Annotated in this window: 13 protein-coding genes; 8 read left to right on the top strand and 5 right to left on the bottom strand. The window is 68.1% G+C overall.

Annotated features, from left to right (window positions below; all coding sequences use genetic code 11):
• Positions 1–51: 51 nt before the first annotated feature.
• Positions 52–2,073, bottom strand: a complete 2,022-nt coding sequence (rep, locus tag JQX08_RS21450; RefSeq protein ID WP_205350489.1) for a DNA helicase Rep — start codon at positions 2,071–2,073, stop codon at positions 52–54.
• A 318-nt stretch (positions 2,074–2,391) separates the two neighbouring features.
• Between rep and JQX08_RS21445 the strand changes: the two genes are divergently transcribed.
• Positions 2,392–4,065 (top strand): putative bifunctional diguanylate cyclase/phosphodiesterase, encoded by a 1,674-nt coding sequence (locus tag JQX08_RS21445; RefSeq protein ID WP_205350488.1) that lies wholly within the window; start codon positions 2,392–2,394, stop codon positions 4,063–4,065.
• Between the two features lie 6 nt (positions 4,066–4,071).
• Here the strand turns inward: JQX08_RS21445 and JQX08_RS21440 are convergent, their stop codons facing one another.
• The gene (locus JQX08_RS21440) at positions 4,072–5,457 is read right to left on the bottom strand and encodes a NorM family multidrug efflux MATE transporter (RefSeq protein WP_205350487.1); all 1,386 of its coding nucleotides are present in this window, start codon (positions 5,455–5,457) and stop codon (positions 4,072–4,074) included.
• Positions 5,458–5,584: 127 nt separating this feature from the next.
• On the opposite strand from JQX08_RS21440, the gene JQX08_RS21435 reads away from it, so the two are divergent.
• Entirely contained in the window at positions 5,585–6,505 is a 921-nt protein-coding gene (locus tag JQX08_RS21435; protein WP_205350486.1) for a LysR substrate-binding domain-containing protein, read from the top strand.
• 28 nt (positions 6,506–6,533) lie between these two features.
• On the opposite strand, the gene betT is transcribed toward JQX08_RS21435, so the two are convergent.
• The gene (gene betT, locus JQX08_RS21430) at positions 6,534–8,495 is read right to left on the bottom strand and encodes a choline BCCT transporter BetT (RefSeq protein WP_205350485.1); all 1,962 of its coding nucleotides are present in this window, start codon (positions 8,493–8,495) and stop codon (positions 6,534–6,536) included.
• Between the two features lie 201 nt (positions 8,496–8,696).
• On the opposite strand from betT, the gene JQX08_RS21425 reads away from it, so the two are divergent.
• The 5 genes from JQX08_RS21425 (at position 8,697) to JQX08_RS21405 (ending at position 12,254) form a co-directional block, all read left to right on the top strand.
• The gene (locus JQX08_RS21425; protein WP_205350484.1) at positions 8,697–9,944 is read left to right on the top strand and encodes an RNA polymerase sigma factor; all 1,248 of its coding nucleotides are present in this window, start codon (positions 8,697–8,699) and stop codon (positions 9,942–9,944) included.
• A 107-nt stretch (positions 9,945–10,051) separates the two neighbouring features.
• Entirely contained in the window at positions 10,052–10,396 is a 345-nt protein-coding gene (locus tag JQX08_RS21420; RefSeq protein ID WP_205350483.1) for a YciI family protein, read from the top strand.
• 34 nt (positions 10,397–10,430) lie between these two features.
• Complete coding sequence (locus tag JQX08_RS21415; protein ID WP_205350482.1) at positions 10,431–11,219, top strand: DUF899 domain-containing protein; 789 nt, start codon at positions 10,431–10,433, stop codon at positions 11,217–11,219.
• Positions 11,220–11,231: 12 nt separating this feature from the next.
• A complete protein-coding gene (locus JQX08_RS21410) occupies positions 11,232–11,678 on the top strand; it encodes a YybH family protein (RefSeq protein ID WP_205350481.1) in 447 nt (148 codons plus the stop codon).
• A 48-nt stretch (positions 11,679–11,726) separates the two neighbouring features.
• On the top strand, positions 11,727–12,254 hold the full coding sequence (locus JQX08_RS21405; protein ID WP_205350480.1) for an SRPBCC family protein: 528 nt from the start codon (positions 11,727–11,729) through the stop codon (positions 12,252–12,254).
• A gap of 8 nt (positions 12,255–12,262) precedes the next feature.
• Here the strand turns inward: JQX08_RS21405 and JQX08_RS21400 are convergent, their stop codons facing one another.
• The gene (locus JQX08_RS21400; protein ID WP_205350479.1) at positions 12,263–13,756 is read right to left on the bottom strand and encodes a YifB family Mg chelatase-like AAA ATPase; all 1,494 of its coding nucleotides are present in this window, start codon (positions 13,754–13,756) and stop codon (positions 12,263–12,265) included.
• A 150-nt stretch (positions 13,757–13,906) separates the two neighbouring features.
• Complete coding sequence (locus JQX08_RS21395) at positions 13,907–14,167, bottom strand: accessory factor UbiK family protein (protein WP_205350478.1); 261 nt, start codon at positions 14,165–14,167, stop codon at positions 13,907–13,909.
• A gap of 393 nt (positions 14,168–14,560) precedes the next feature.
• Here JQX08_RS21395 and glnK point away from each other — a divergent pair, with 393 nt between their 5' ends.
• A complete protein-coding gene (gene glnK, locus JQX08_RS21390; protein ID WP_003457590.1) occupies positions 14,561–14,899 on the top strand; it encodes a P-II family nitrogen regulator in 339 nt (112 codons plus the stop codon).
• Position 14,900 lies beyond the last annotated feature (1 nt).

Here is a 14,900-nt window from a genome sequence, read left to right as displayed (position 1 = left end):
CGTTGTGTCGGTGAATCCCGGTGGTGGCCGGGGGTAAGCATTGGCTGGCGGCTACTCGGCCACCGGTCGTTTCAGCATGGCACGCATATTCGCCAGCGCGTCGTTGCCGCGCGCCGCCTTGACCTCCACCGGCGCGTCTTCCTGGCCTTCCCAGACCAGGTCCTCGGGCGGCAGCTCGTCGAGGAAACGGCTCGGCGTGCAGTCGATGATCTCGCCGTACTGCTTGCGCTTGGCGGCGAAGGTCAGCGCCAGGTTGCGTTTGGCGCGGGTGATGCCCACGTAGGCCAGGCGCCGCTCTTCCTCGATGGTATCGGCCTCGATGCTCGAGCGGTGGGGGAGAATCTCCTCCTCGAAGCCGATGATGTACACCGAGGGGAATTCCAGGCCCTTGGAGGCGTGCATGGTCATCATCTGCACGCCGTCGGCGCCTTCTTCCTCTTCCTGCTGGCGCTCCAGCATGTCGCGCAACACCAGCTTGCCGATCGCGTCCTCGACGGTCATGTCGCCGTCTTCGTCCTTCTCCAGGGTGTTCTTCAGCGCGTCGACGAGGAACCACACGTTGCCCATCCGCGCCTCGGCAACCTTGTCGCTGGAGGCGTTCTGGCGCAGCCACTGCTCGTAGTCGATGTCCATCACCATGCTGCGGATCGCGGCAATCGGCTCGTTCTGCGCGCACTGCTGGCGCACCCCGTCCATCCACGTGGTGAAGCGCGCCAGGCGCTCGGTGTAGCGGCTGTCGAGGTGCTCGCCGAGGCCGATCTCGCCGGCCGCGGCGTACATGCTGATCTTGCGTTCGGTGGCGTAGTTGCCGAGCTTTTCCAGGGTGGTCGAGCCGATCTCGCGGCGCGGCACGTTGATCACCCGCAGGAAGGCGTTGTCGTCGTCCGGGTTGACCAGCAGGCGGAAGTAGCTCATCAGGTCCTTCACCTCCTGGCGGGCGAAGAAGCTGGTGCCGCCGGACAGGCGATAGGGAATCTGGTGGTGCTGCAGTTTCAGCTCCATCAGCTTGGCCTGGTAGTTGCCGCGGTAGAGGATCGCGAAGTCGCTGTACGGCCGTTGGGTGCGCAGGTGCTCGGTGAGGATTTCCAGCGCTACGCGCTCGCATTCGGCGTCTTCGTTGCGGGTGCGGATCACGCGGATCTCGTCGCCCATGCCCATCTCGCTCCACAGCTGCTTCTCGAAAGCGTGCGGGTTGTTGGCGATGAGCACGTTGGCGCACTTGAGGATGCGGCTGGTCGAGCGGTAGTTCTGCTCGAGCATCACCACCTTCAGCGACGGGTAGTCCTCTTTCAGCAGCATCAGGTTTTCCGGGCGCGCGCCACGCCAGGCGTAGATCGACTGGTCGTCGTCGCCGACCACGGTGATCTGGTTGCGCAGGCCGACCAGCAGCTTGACCAGCAGGTACTGGCTGGAGTTGGTGTCCTGGTATTCGTCGACCAGTAGGTAGCGGATGCGGTTCTGCCACTTCTCGAGGATGTCGGCGTGTTCCTGGAACAGCTTCACCGGCAGCAGGATCAGGTCGTTGAAGTCCACCGCGTTGTACGCCTTGAGCGTGCGCTGGTAGTGCAGGTAGACGATCGCCGCGGTCTGTTCCTTGGGCCCGCGCGCGTTGGCCAGCGCCGCGTCGGGGAGGATCAGGTCGTTCTTCCAGCTGTCGATGTAGTTCTTGATCTCGTCGGCGCCGTCATCGCCGGCGTATTCCTTCTGCATGATGTCGGTCAGCAGGGCCTTGATGTCGCCGTCGTCGAAGATCGAGAAGCCCGGCTTGTAGCCCAGCCGCGCGTACTCCTTGCGGATGATGTTCATCCCCAGGTTGTGGAAGGTCGACACGGTCAGCCCGCGCGCCTCGGAACCCTTGAGTAGGCTGCCGACCCGCTCCTTCATCTCCCGCGCGGCCTTGTTGGTGAAGGTCATGGCGACGATGTGGCGGGCCTGGATGCCGCACTGCTGCACCAGGTGGGCGATCTTGCGGGTGATCACGCTGGTCTTGCCGGAGCCGGCGCCGGCGAGGACCAATAGCGGACCGCCGACGTAGTTCACGGCTTCCTGCTGCCGGGGATTGAGTCGGGACATCGGGATAGGGTCGAAGGACGATGGGCGCGCATTCTAGCAGGCCGGGGCGGCGATGCCGTAACCGTCCGGAGGCTCACGGCGGGCGCTGAATTCTCCAGCGTAGCCAATCCGGGTAGTTTGCGCGGGCGCAGCGATGGCGTGTGGCCAGTATTGGCTTAATACTGCGATCCAGTACGCTAGTCCCGCTATCGGGGGTTGTGGCCCAGCAAGCCATCCCGCAGGATGACCGAGCAATTGCACAGGATGTGCGATCTAGACGCCGTGAACGGCGCGCCGAGGCGATTCGATCGCCACTTGTCTTGTGTTGGGGGAGGTTGCTTGTCCGCGTTCGTCGAACCTTTGCGGATAGTCCTGCTGGCCGATGGGCCGGAGTGGGCCCAATCATTGCGCGAGCAACTGGCCGCGCTGGGCTCGCCTTCCTCATTGATTACCGCGCCGTCCTGGCACGCTGCCAGTTCGCTGTTCGACGGCACCCCGCACGGTCTGCTGCTGGCCACCCCGGAACGCCAGCCGGCGCCGGGCAGCTGCCCGCTGCCGGTGATCCTGCTGCTCGAGGAGGAGCCGCTCGAGGCGCCGCTCGGCGTCAACGACTGGCTGGTGCGCCGCGGCTTCAATGCCGACATGCTGCGCCGCTGCCTGCGCTACGTGCGCGAGCACAGCGCGCTGAAGGACACCCTGCAACGCCTCGCCGAGCAGGACCCGCTGACCGGTATCGCCAACCGCCAGGGCTTCCAGACCCTGCTCGCCGCGCGTCTGGCCGAGTCCGGCGGGCGTGGCCTGGCGCTCGGCCACCTGGACCTCGACAACTTCCGCCACGCCAACGATGCGCTCGGCCATCAGGCCGGTGACCGGCTGATTCGTCAGGTGGTGGCGCGCCTGCAGGCGCTGCTCGGCGCCGGCGACCAGCTGGCACGCCTGGGCAGCGACGAGTTCGCCCTGCTGCTCGACACCCGCGCCGATCGCCAGCGTGCCGCGCAGCTCGCCGAGCGGCTCACCGAGGCGCTCTCCGAGCCCTACCTGATCGACGGCGAGAGCCTGCTGCTCGGCTGCAGCTTAGGGATCGCCCACGCGCGCGCCGGCGCCGGCGCCGACCCGCTGATGTGGCACGCGCACATTGCCATGCAGCAGGCGAAGAACGCCCAGGGCTGCACCTTCCACGTGTTCGACGAACGCATCAACCGCAGCGCGCGCAGCCTCGCCGACCTCGAGGCCGAGCTACGCCATGCGCTGCGCCGCGACGAACTCGAGCTGCACTACCAGCCGCGCCTGAGCATCGGCAGCGGCAAGATCGTCGGTCTGGAGGCGCTGGTGCGCTGGCGCCACAGTGAACGCGGCCTGCTTGGCCCCGACGAATTCGTGCCGCTCGCCGAGCAGAGCGGGCTGATCGTGCCGCTCGGCTACTGGGTGATGTCTCGCGCGCTGCGCGACATGCAGTGGCTGCGCGGGCGCGGTCTGCCGGCCATGCACATGGCGGTCAACCTGTCGTTCCGCCAGTTCCAGGACAGCCAGCTGCTGCCGACCCTCAGCCGGCTGATCGCCGAGCGCGGCGTGGACGCCCGCTGGCTGGAGTTCGAACTCACCGAGACCGCGGTGATGCGTCGCCCCGAGCCGGTGCAGCAGACCATGCTCGGCCTCACCCAGCTCGGCGTGCGCTTCTCGCTGGACGATTTCGGCACCGGCTTCTCGTCGTTCGTGCACCTCAATAGCCTGCCGATCTCGCTGCTGAAGATCGACAAGAGCTTCGTCGGCGGCATGCGCGAGCGCGCCGAGAACCGCCAGCTGGTGCGGGCGATGATCAACCTGGCGCACAACCTCGGCCTGGAAGTGGTCGCCGAAGGCGTCGAGGACGGCGAACACCTGGCGCTGCTGCGCCAGTACGGCTGCGACCAGGCGCAGGGCTACCTGATCAGCAAGCCGCTGCCGCTCGCCGACCTGGCGCGCTTCCTGGTGTATGGCGAGCGCCAGGCGCTGCTCGCCGACCTGCCGCTCTAGCGCACGCTAGGCCGGGCAGGCCTGGGCCGTTGCCCGCGGATCGCGCAGCAGCCGCGCGGTCTTGCCTTCGAAGGCCAGGGTCAGCCCCGCCGCCGCACAGGCCAGGCCCAGCGCCAGACCCCACCACACCCCACTGGCGCCCCAGCCGGCGCCGAACGCCAGGCCCCAGGCGGCCGGCGCGCCGATCGCCCAGTAGCAGCCGAGGCCGACCAGCAAGGTGGTGCGCGCATCCTTGAGGCCGCGGATCGCGCCCATGGCGATGGTCTGCAGGCCGTCGAACAGCTCGAACCAGGCGGCGATCGCCAGCAGCTGCACGGCGAGCGCGATCACCGCCTGGTGCTGGGCGTCCCCGGCGTCGAGGAACAGGCCGATCACCGCGTGCGGCGCCAGCCAGAACAGCAGGGCGAAACCGAGCATGCACAGTGCGCCGAGGCCGATCGCCAGGCGCCCGGTCTGCCGCGCGGCGTGGTAGCGACCGGCGCCGTAGTGCTGGCCGATGCGGTAGCTGGCCGCGTAGGAAATCCCCACCGGAACCATGAACGCCACGTACACCGCCTGGATGGCGATCTGGTGGGCGGCCAGCTCGCTGCTGCCGAGCGCGCCCATGCACAGCGTGGCGACGAAGAACAATCCGGACTCGACCACATAGGTGCCGCCGATCGGCAGGCCCAGGCGCAGGTTCTCGCGCAGCGCGGCGAAGTCCGGGCGCAGCAGCCCGGGCAGCAGCGGCCAGGGCCGGAAGAACGGCTGCCAGCGCAGGTACAGGGCGAGCAGCGCGGCCATCAGCGTCGACACCAGCGCGGTGACCAGGCCGATACCGGCCAGGCCGATGCGCGGCAGGCCGAACCAGCCGTGGATCAGCGCGTAGTTGAGGAGGAAGTTCAGCGCCGCGCCGCACAGGCTGATGACCAGCACCGCGCCGGGCCGGCCGAGCGCGCCGGTGAAGCCGCGCAGGGCCATGAACAGCAGGTAGCCGGGCAGGGCGAACACCAGGGTGCCGAGGAACTGCATGGCGCCGGCGATGTTCGCCGCGTCCTGGCCGGCCAGGCGCAGCAGCGGGGCGAAGTGCCAGAGCAGCACACCGCCGAGCAGCGCCAGGCCGACCGCCACCCACAGCCCGGCCTGGGTCATCGCCCGCACCCCGGCGGCGTCGCCAGCGCCGTGACGGATCGCCACCAGGTTGCCGACCGCCGCCATCACGCCGACGCAGAAGATCGACACGAAGCTGTAGCTGGCCGCGCCCAGTGCGCCGGCGGCCAGCTCGGCGGGGCCGAGCAGGCCCATCATCACGGTGTCGGTGAACACCATCAGCACGTGGGCGAGCTGCGCGGCGACCAGCGGGCCGGCCAGGCGCAACAGCGCGACGAGTTCACTGCGGAGACTGTCGGACATAATCAGGAATCATCGTTAGGGTGGCCATGGGACTGTCCCAGGCCAAGCAATGCCCGCTATTCTCCTGGCTTGCTAGCGGTCGCCACAAACCGAGAAAAGCCATGTCAGGCATGAGTCAAACTCATCTATGAAGCGTCTCCCGCCGCTCTACGCGCTGCGCGCCTTCGAGGCCGCCGCGCGGCACCTGTCCTACACGCGCGCCGCCGAGGAGCTGGCCCTGACGCAGAGCGCGGTGAGTCGGCACATCCGCACCCTGGAGGCGGATTTCGGCTGTCGGCTGTTCGAGCGCGCCGGCCGCGGCCTGCGCCTCACCGAGTCCGGCCGGCTGCTGCTGCCAGGGCTGCGCGACGGCTTCGCCGCGCTCGAGCAGGCCTGCGCCAGCCTGCGCAGCGAAGACGGCGCGCTGCGCCTGAAGGCGCCGTCGACGCTCACCGTGCGCTGGCTGCTGGCGCGCCTGTCGCGCTTTCGGCAGAACAACCCGGACATCGAAGTGCAGCTGACCAGCGCCTGGATGGATGTCGACACCGTCGACTTCCAGCACGAGCCCTACGACTGCGCGGTGCTGCTCGGCAGCGGCGAGTTCCCTCCGGAGTGGGACAGCGCGCTGCTGTTCGAGGAATGGCTGATCCCGGTCTGCGCCCCGCAGGAGGTCGCCGGCGGGCCCTGGGACCTGGCGCGCCTGCAGGCTGCCGACCAGTTGCACCCGACCCCTGATCGGCGCGACTGGCGCGGCTGGCTGAGCGCCCTGGGGCTTGCCGAACAGGTGCCGCTGAAGGGCGGGCAGACCTTCGACATGCTCGAGCTGGGCATCGTCGCCGCCGCGCGCGGCTACGGGGTTTCGATCGGCGACCTGCTGATGGTGGCCGAGGACGTCGCCGACGGGCGCCTCGGCCTGCCCTGGCCGAGTGCGGTGTACAGCGGCTGCGGCTACTACCTGGTGTGGCCAAAGGCGCGCCGCGGCCAGGAACGTTTCCGCCGCCTGCGTGACTACCTGCAGGCAGAGATCGCCGCGATGCAGCTGCCGGCGGTGGCGCGCGTGCGGCCGTAGGGGCTTGGCGCGGGCACGTGCTCGCGGTCTACCTCACCACATGCAGGTAGTGCATGTGCTTCTCGTACTGATCGAGGATGTCGCCGATCACCTCGTCGCGGCTCCAGCCCATCAGGTCGTAGTCCTGGCCGCCTTCGAGCAGGTGCACCTCGGCGCGGAAGTACTGTTGATCCTCTCCCGGCTCCTTGCCATCCAGCAGCACGAAACTCGGCTGCAGAAGGGCGCGCGGGCGCACCTCATAGAGGAAGTCGGTTTCCGCCCCGTGGGCCACCACCAAGCGCACCCGGCCATCCTCGCCGCCCTCGACACTGGCGTTCAGGCCACGTTTGCGTAGCTCTTCGGCCACCGCTTCGCTGGCCGCGTGCACTGTGCCGCTGAGGAATTGGCGAACCTGCGCGCGACTGGGGAAGGTCACCAGATTCTGCAGGCGGCGCTGCCAGGCACCGTGCTGGCGGGGGAGCGGGCTGATATTCAGCGCCTGGTAGCGGATGTCGCGCTTGGTGGCATCCAGGCGCAGCGCCTTGAACAGGCCCCAGATCGCTGCCAGCAGGACGATGGAGAACGGCAGGGCGCTGGCGATGGTGGCGGTCTGAAGCGCCTTGAGGCCGTCGGCGAGGAGCAGGGCGATGGCCACCACGCCGATCAGGATCGACCAGAACAGCCGTTGCCACAGCGGCGTATCGGATCGGCCGCCGGAGGCCAACATGTCCACCACCAGCGCGCCGGAGTCCGCCGAGGTGACGAAGAACACCACCACCATGCACACCGCGAGCAGCGAGAGCACGCTGGACAGCGGGAAGTGCTCGAGGAAGGCAAACAGCGCCAGCGAGCTGTCGCCGTTCACCGTCGCGGCCAGGCTGCTGATGCCTTCGTTGAGCACCATATGAATGGCACTGTCGCCGAACACGGTCATCCACAGCAGGGTGAAGCCGGCGGGCACGAACAGCACGCCGCAGATGAACTCGCGAATCGTCCGGCCGCGCGAGATGCGCGCGATGAACAGGCCGACGAAGGGCGACCAGGACAGCCACCAGCCCCAGTAGAGCAGGGTCCAGCCACCGATCCAGTCGGTTGGCTCGTAGGCGTAGAGGTTGAAGGTCTTGCTGACGATCTCCGACAGGTAGCCGCCGGTGTTCTGCACGAAGGTCTTGAGCAGGAACACCGTCGGCCCCAGCGCCAGCACGAACAGCAACAGCAGGACCGCGAGCGCCAGGTTCAGCTCGGAAAGGATGCGAATGCCCTTGTCCAGGCCGCTGGCCACCGACAGCGTGGCCAGTGCGCAGGTGCCGGCGATCAGGCCAACCTGCACCGGCAGGCTGATCGGCAGCCCGAACACATGGTGCAGGCCGCTGTTGATCTGCGTCACGCCGTAGCCAAGCGAGGTGGCGACGCCGAACACCGTGCCGAAGATGGCGAAGATATCCACCGCATGGCCAATCGGTCCGTGGATGCGTTCGCCGATCAACGGATAGAGCGCTGAACGCAGGGTCAGCGGCAGGTCATGGCGAAAGCTGAAGAACGCCAGGATCAGCGCGACGATGGCGTAGATCGCCCAGGCGTGCAGGCCCCAGTGGAAGAACGTCAGCTTCATCGCCTCGCGGGCGGCCTGCACGGTGTTGGCGGCGCCCACCGGCGGCGAACTGAAGTGCATCAGCGGTTCGGCGACGCCGAAGAACATCAGGCCGATGCCCATGCCGGCGGAAAACAGCATGGCGAACCAGGTGACATTGCGGTAATCCGGCCGGCTGTGGTCGGGGCCGAGCTTGAGGTCGCCGTAACGGCTGACCGCGAGGAATACCACGCTGATCAGGATCAGTGCCACGGTGAGCACGTAGAACCAACTGGCAGTATCGATGATCCAGTGCTGCAGCTGGGCAAACAGCTGTTGCGCCTGCGCCTGGAAGAACACGCTGTACAGCACCAGGGCGACGATGAGGATCGCGGAGCCGAAGAATACCGGTGGATTGAGCGAAGACTGTTTGGCCTCCATTGAGCTAGCTCTCCTTGTTATCGGATGGCCGCCAAGGGCGGAGAAGCTAAGCATGCTAACAAATTTCGATAGCTTTTACGAATTGACCAATATCATCTAATAGTTTTTACCCCTGATCCGTCGGTCGAAAACCGATCCCGCGGAACGACCAGAGAGTACGCTACGCCAGCAAGGATGAAGGCTAGCACCAAGGGGGATGAGATGAATATTCACGCTGCCCAAGGCCCGCATGCCGGGCTGGAGGAGCTCTATCGCCGCGAGTCGCGCCGCGTGCTGGCGACCCTGATTCGCCTGCTCGGCGATTTCGACCTGGCCGAGGAAGCGCTGCACGAAGCCTTTCGCGCCGCCATGGAGCAGTGGCCGCGCGACGGTGAGCCGGCCAACCCTCGCGCCTGGCTGGTCTCCGCCGGGCGCTTCAAGGCGATCGACGGGCTGCGCCGCCAGGCGCGCTTCCGGCCGCTCGACGACCTGCCGGAACTGGCCGCGCTGGCCGTCGAGGTGGACCTCGATCAGCAGCACCTGGAAGACGACCGGCTGCGCCTGCTGTTCACCTGCTGCCACCCGGCGCTGGCCGCCGACGCCCAGGTGGCGCTGACCCTGCGCGAGGTCTGCGACCTGACCACCGAGGAAATCGCCCGCGCCTACCTGACCACGCCGAGCACCGTGGCGCAGCGCATCGTGCGCGCCAAGGCGAAGATCCGCGAGGCGCGCATTCCCTACGAGGTGCCCGGGCGCGGCGAGCTGGCCGAGCGCCTGGAGTCGGTGCTGCGGGTGGTCTACCTGGTGTTCAACGAGGGCTACTTCGCCTCCTTCGGCGAAGCGTTGACGCGCAGCCAGCTGTCCAGCGAGGCGATCCGTCTCGGCCGGCTGCTCTTCGAGCTGCTCCCCGAACCGGAGGTCCAGGGCCTGCTGGCGCTGATGCTGCTGCACGAGGCGCGCCGCCCGGCGCGGCTGTCGGCCAGCGGCGCGCCGGTGCTGCTCGAAGAGCAGGACCGCGCGCTGTGGGACCGCGCGCTGATCGGCGAGGGCGATGCGCTGGTGCTCGCCGCGCTGCGTTCGCGACGCTTCGGCGCTTACAGCCTGCAGGCGGCGATCGCCGCGGTGCATGCCGAGGCGGAGAGCGCCGCGCAGACCGACTGGGCGCAGATCGTCGGCCTCTACGACGCGCTGCAGCGCCTGCAGCCGTCGCCGGTGATCGAGCTGAACCGCGCGGTGGCACTCGGCATGCGCGACGGTCCGGAGGCCGGCTTGGCGCTGATCGATGCACTACTGGCGCGCGGCGAGCTGGCCGACTACCACTTGGCACACGCCGCGCGCGCCGATTTCTGCCGGCGCCTGGGGCGCCGCGCCGCGGCCGCGGCGGCCTACCGACGCGCCCTCGAACTGACCCAGCAGGGCGCCGATCGGCAGTACCTCGAGGGCCGTCTGGCCGAGCTGGGCGACGCCTAGGGCGGCGCGCCCGTGCGGAGCAAAGAAATTTTCCGCGCTTGTCGATTCGCCGAACTGCACGGCGACTAGTGAGTAAGTCCCGGCTCCGCCACCCAAGGAGATGTGCCATGAAATACCTGTGTCTGGTCTACGGCTCCGAGCAACTGATGCACAGCCAGCCCGACAGCCCGCACGACGCTGAATGCAACGACTACTGCGAATCGGTGCGCGCCAGCGGCCGGCTGGTCGCCGCCGAGGCGCTCGAGCCGGTGCGCAGCGCCACCACTGTGCGCATGCGCGGCGGCAAGCTGTCGATCACCGACGGCCCGTTCGCTGAAACCAAGGAGCAGCTCGCCGGCTTCTACCTGATCGACGCCCGAGACCTCAACGAAGCCCTGCAGCTGGCCGGCAAGATCCCGGCGGCGCGCGTCGGCTGCGTGGAAGTCCGTCCGGTGCGCCAGCTGCAGGTCTGAGCCGCCGCATCCATCCGCCCTGGAGGAAATCGTCATGAACCGTCCTGACCTGCCGCCCGTGGTGTCACGCGCCGAGTGGTTGCGCGCGCGCACTGCGCTGCTTGCCGAGGAGAAGGCCCTGACCGCCGCGCGTGACCGCCTCAACGTCCAGCGTCGCGCGCTGCCGATGGTCGCCATCGAGCAGGACTACCGCTTCGACGGTCCGCACGGCGAGGTGCCGTTGCTCGAGCTGTTCGCCGGCCGCCGGCAGCTGATCGTCTACCACTTCATGTTCCACCGCGACCGCGGCGAGGGCTGCCCGGGCTGCTCGTTCGTCGTCGACAACATCGGCCACCTGGCCCACCTGCACGCGCGCGACACCAGCCTGGTGCTGGTCTCGCGCGCGCCGCTGGCTGAACTGCAGGCGTTCCAGCGGCGCATGGGCTGGACGCTGCCTTGGTACTCGTCGTTCGCCAGTCCGTTCAACTATGACTTCCACGTGACCCTCGACGCCGCGGTCGCCCCGGTGCAGTACAACTACCGTGACGCGGCGGAGTTGCAGCGCCTCGGCCTCGACTACCACCTGGCCGGCGAACAGCCCGGGGTCAGCGTGTTCCTGCGCGACGGCGCGCAGGTGTTCCACAGCTACTCGAGCTACGGCCGCGGCCTCGACCTGCTGCTCGGCACCTACAACTACCTCGACCTCACTCCCTTCGGCCGCGGCGAAGGCTGGGACGGCATGCCCGACCTGCATGGCGCGGGGATGAACTGGACCCGCCTGCACGATCAATACGGCGCGCCAGTCGAGCACGATTGCTGCGCCGCCTCACCCACCAGCGCCTGACGGAGAACGCCGATGAACACTGCCACCCCCGCATCCACCGAACAGGCGCAGATCGCCGCCGTGCTCGCCACCTGGCTGCGCGGCTTCCTCGCCAAGGATGTCGCCACCGTGGTGTCCACCTACACCGAGGACATCGTCGCCTTCGACGCGATCAGCCAGCTGCGCTTCAACGGCCGCGACGCCTACCGCGTGCACTGGGAAGCGTGCATGGCGATGTGCCCGGGCCTGCCGACCTACGAGGTGCGCGAGCAGAAGATCGCGGTCAGCGGCGACCTGGCCATCGTCCACTACCTCGGCCACTGCGGCGGCACCGACGCCGAGGGCAATGCTCAGGGCAGCTGGTCGCGGGTCACCCAGGGGCTGCGCCGCGAGCAGGGCCGCTGGCTGATCGACCACGAGCATTTCTCGTTCCCGATCGACATCGCCAGCGGCCAGGCGATCTTCGATGCCCAACCCTGAGCGGGCGCGCTCGCCTGCCATCGAGAAACTGCCATGAGAGGACCGCGCATGTTGACCGTACTGATCGTCGTCGCCCTGCTGCTCGCCGGCCTGGCCGTGCTCGTGGGGCGCCAGCCGGAGAGCTTCCATATCGAACGCAGCACGCTGATCCAGGCGCCGCCTGCCGAGGTGTTCGCGCAGATCAACGATTTCCGCCAATGGCATCAATGGTCGCCGTTCGCCCGCGACCCGAACATGCGCGTCGACTACGAAGGTGCGGCCAGCGGCACCGGCGCGGTGTACCGCTGGGCCGGCAACAAGGAGGTCGGCGAAGGCAACGCGACCATCACCGAGAGCCGTCCGCAGCAGCTGGTGCGTATGCAGCTGGAGTTTCTCAAGCCGTTCCGCGCCAGCAGCGTCGCCGAATTCCACCTGCAGCCGGAAGGCAACGGCACGCGCGTGGTGTGGGGGCTGGATGGGCGCAACAACTTCTTCGCCAAGGCCATGGGCCTGGTCTGCGACCCCGACAAGATGGTTGGCGGGGCCTTCGAGCAGGGCCTGCAGCAGCTCCGCGCGCGGGTCGAGCCGGCCCAGTAGCTCCGCGCTCAGCCCGCCGCCGGGCGGTACTGCAGGGCTTCGGCGAGGTGCGCGCGGCCGATCGTCGCGGCCTCGTCGAGGTCGGCCAGGGTGCGCGCCACCTTGAGCAGGCGGTGCGCGGCGCGCAGCGACAGGTTGAGGCGTTCGCAGGCCTGCTCCAGCCAGGTCTGATCGTCCAGCGGCAGGGCGCAGTGCTGGCGCAGGCCGGGCAGGTCGAGCACCGCGTTGGCGCAGCCCTGACGCTGCAGCTGGCGCTGGCGCGCGCACGCGACCTGGGCGGCGACGCTGGCGCTGTCCTGCCCGGCGCTCGGCGGCGCCTGCAGCGAGGTGGTCTCGCGCGCCACGGTGAGGTGCAGGTCGATGCGGTCGAGCAGCGGCCCGGATAGTTTGGCGCGGTAGCGCTGCACCTGCTCCGGGGTGCAGCGGCAGCGGCCGTTGGGGTCGTTGAGGTAGCCGCATGGGCAGGGGTTCATCGCCGCCACCAGCTGGAAACGGGCCGGGAAGCGCACCTTGTCGCGCGCCCGGGCAATGACGATGTGCCCGGTCTCCAGCGGCTCGCGCAGCACCTCCAGCACCTTGCGGTCGAATTCCGGCAGCTCATCGAGAAACAGCACACCCTGGTGGGCGAGGGTGATCTCGCCGGGTTGCGGGCGACTGCCGCCGCCGACCAGCGCCGGCCCGGAGGCCGAGTGGTGCGGGGTGCGGAACGGCCGCTGCGGCCAGCAATCCAGCGGCGCATGACTGGCCACCGAATGGATGGCAGCGACCTGCAGCGCCTCGGCCTCGTCGAGCGGCGGCAGCAGGCCGGGCAGACGGCTGGCCAGCAGGGTCTTGCCGGTGCCAGGCGGGCCGCTGAACAGTAGGTTGTGGCCACCGGCGGCGGCGATCAGCAGGGCGCGCTTGGCGGCGACCTGGCCCTGCACCTCGGCGAGGTCCGGATACGGTGGGGTGCGGCGCAGCAGGCCCTGGGCCTGGTAGGTCGGCAGTGGTGCGCTGCCGTTGAAGTGCGCGGCGAGTTCCAGCAAATGCTCGGCGGCCAGCACGCGCAGGCCGGAGGCCAGGCTGGCTTCTTCGGCATTCGCCTTGGGCACGATCAGCGTACGTCCCGCGGCACGTGCGGCGAGTGCCGCCGGCAGCACGCCCTGGACCGGGCGCAACGCGCCGGACAACGCCAGCTCGCCGAGGCACTCGACACCGTCGAGGCCGTCGCCGGGCAGCTGGCCGCTGGCGGCGAGGATGCCCAGGGCGACGGCGAGGTCGAAGCGCCCGCCGTCCTTCGGCAGGTCGGCCGGGGCGAGATTCAGGGTGATCCGCCTGGGCGGGAAATCGAAGCCGCTGTTGAGGATCGCGCTGCGCACGCGGTCCTTGCTTTCCTTGACGCTGGCTTCCGGCAGGCCGACCAGGGTCAGCGACGGCAAGCCATTGGCGAGGTGGGCTTCGACGGTGACGGCAGGCGCCTCGACGCCAACCAGCGCGCGGCTGTGGACGATGGCCAAAGACATGATCGCTCCTTGATCACGAAGAGTGCCGCGTCCTGCGGCAGTAGTCCGGCAGTGTAGGGAGCGCTGGCGGGGCGGTCCATGACCGGCCGCGCAACTTGCGTCGCGCATTCAGGTCGGCACTGGGACTGGTGACGCTATCGCGCGCGGCGCTTACTCGGCGGGGCGGTTGAGCTGCGCTTCCAGCTCGGCGACCTTGGCTTCCAGCGCCTCGAGGCGTGCGCGGGTGCGGGCGAGGACGCTCATCTGGCTGTCGAATTCGTCGCGGCTGACCAAGTCCAGCTTGCTGAACGCGCTTTGCAGCAGGGCCTTGAACTGGCTTTCCAGTTCCGCGCGGGGCAGTGGGCTGTCGGCACCGAACAGGCGGGCGGCTTGGCCGGCGACGGCATCGAAGAGGGCTTTGGGTGGCAGCATGATCTGGCTTCCGAACGAGAGCGGGCAGTTTAGCACGCTGACTTGCTGCGCCCGCTGCACAAACTTTGAGCGCTTTTTCAGGGCTGAACGCACCATTGTTGTGCGCCGATCTCCCGCAGCCTGCGGCGTCTGGCCGGCCTTATGCCAGTAAACACCTGAAAAATCTGTTTTTAGCTGACATGGCAAGGATTCTGCTTAGTGGCCAATGACGCATGCACTGATGCAGTTCGGTGCATACGGCGAAGCGGGGGAGTGTTTCGTCGAAATGCGGTTGGTTGCTGTCGGAGTGGCCGAGCTAGGGCGCCCGAAGCGTTACAAAGCCAGACACTGCGCATAGACTTGAGCCGGGTTCGTTTTTCCTGGGGCAAGTCCACCAAAACGGGAGAGAGTTTCATGAAGCTAGTCACTGCCATCATCAAGCCGTTCAAGCTCGACGACGTGCGTGAGTCGTTGTCCGAGATCGGTGTGCAGGGCATCACCGTCACCGAGGTCAAAGGCTTCGGGCGGCAAAAGGGTCACACCGAACTGTACCGCGGCGCTGAATACGTCGTTGACTTCCTGCCCAAGGTGAAGATCGACGTGGCCATCGCTGACGATCAGCTGGATCGCGTCATCGAAGCCATCACCAAGGCGGCCAACACCGGCAAGATCGGCGACGGCAAGATCTTCGTGGTCAATCTGGAACAGGCCATCCGCATCCGTACCGGCGAAACCGGCACAGACGCCATCTAAC

This window comes from Zestomonas insulae, from assembly GCF_016901015.1.
Classification (GTDB): Bacteria; Pseudomonadota; Gammaproteobacteria; order Pseudomonadales; family Pseudomonadaceae; genus Aquipseudomonas; species Aquipseudomonas insulae.
This window is presented reverse-complemented; position numbering and strand designations above follow the sequence as displayed.

Bases quoted from the DNA above. Each gene is read 5' to 3' on its own strand.
- rep (WP_205350489.1), bottom strand. From the start codon at position 2,073: ATGTCCCGACTCAATCCCCGGCAGCAGGAAGCCGTGAACTACGTCGGC.
- JQX08_RS21440 (WP_205350487.1), bottom strand. From the start codon at position 5,457: ATGTCCGACAGTCTCCGCAGTGAACTCGTCGCGCTGTTGCGCCTGGCC.
- JQX08_RS21435 (WP_205350486.1), top strand. From the start codon at position 5,585: ATGAAGCGTCTCCCGCCGCTCTACGCGCTGCGCGCCTTCGAGGCCGCC.
- betT (WP_205350485.1), bottom strand. From the start codon at position 8,495: ATGGAGGCCAAACAGTCTTCGCTCAATCCACCGGTATTCTTCGGCTCC.
- JQX08_RS21425 (WP_205350484.1), top strand. From the start codon at position 8,697: ATGAATATTCACGCTGCCCAAGGCCCGCATGCCGGGCTGGAGGAGCTC.
- JQX08_RS21420 (WP_205350483.1), top strand. From the start codon at position 10,052: ATGAAATACCTGTGTCTGGTCTACGGCTCCGAGCAACTGATGCACAGC.
- JQX08_RS21415 (WP_205350482.1), top strand. From the start codon at position 10,431: ATGAACCGTCCTGACCTGCCGCCCGTGGTGTCACGCGCCGAGTGGTTG.
- JQX08_RS21410 (WP_205350481.1), top strand. From the start codon at position 11,232: ATGAACACTGCCACCCCCGCATCCACCGAACAGGCGCAGATCGCCGCC.
- JQX08_RS21405 (WP_205350480.1), top strand. From the start codon at position 11,727: ATGTTGACCGTACTGATCGTCGTCGCCCTGCTGCTCGCCGGCCTGGCC.
- JQX08_RS21400 (WP_205350479.1), bottom strand. From the start codon at position 13,756: ATGTCTTTGGCCATCGTCCACAGCCGCGCGCTGGTTGGCGTCGAGGCG.
- JQX08_RS21395 (WP_205350478.1), bottom strand. From the start codon at position 14,167: ATGCTGCCACCCAAAGCCCTCTTCGATGCCGTCGCCGGCCAAGCCGCC.
- glnK (WP_003457590.1), top strand. From the start codon at position 14,561: ATGAAGCTAGTCACTGCCATCATCAAGCCGTTCAAGCTCGACGACGTG.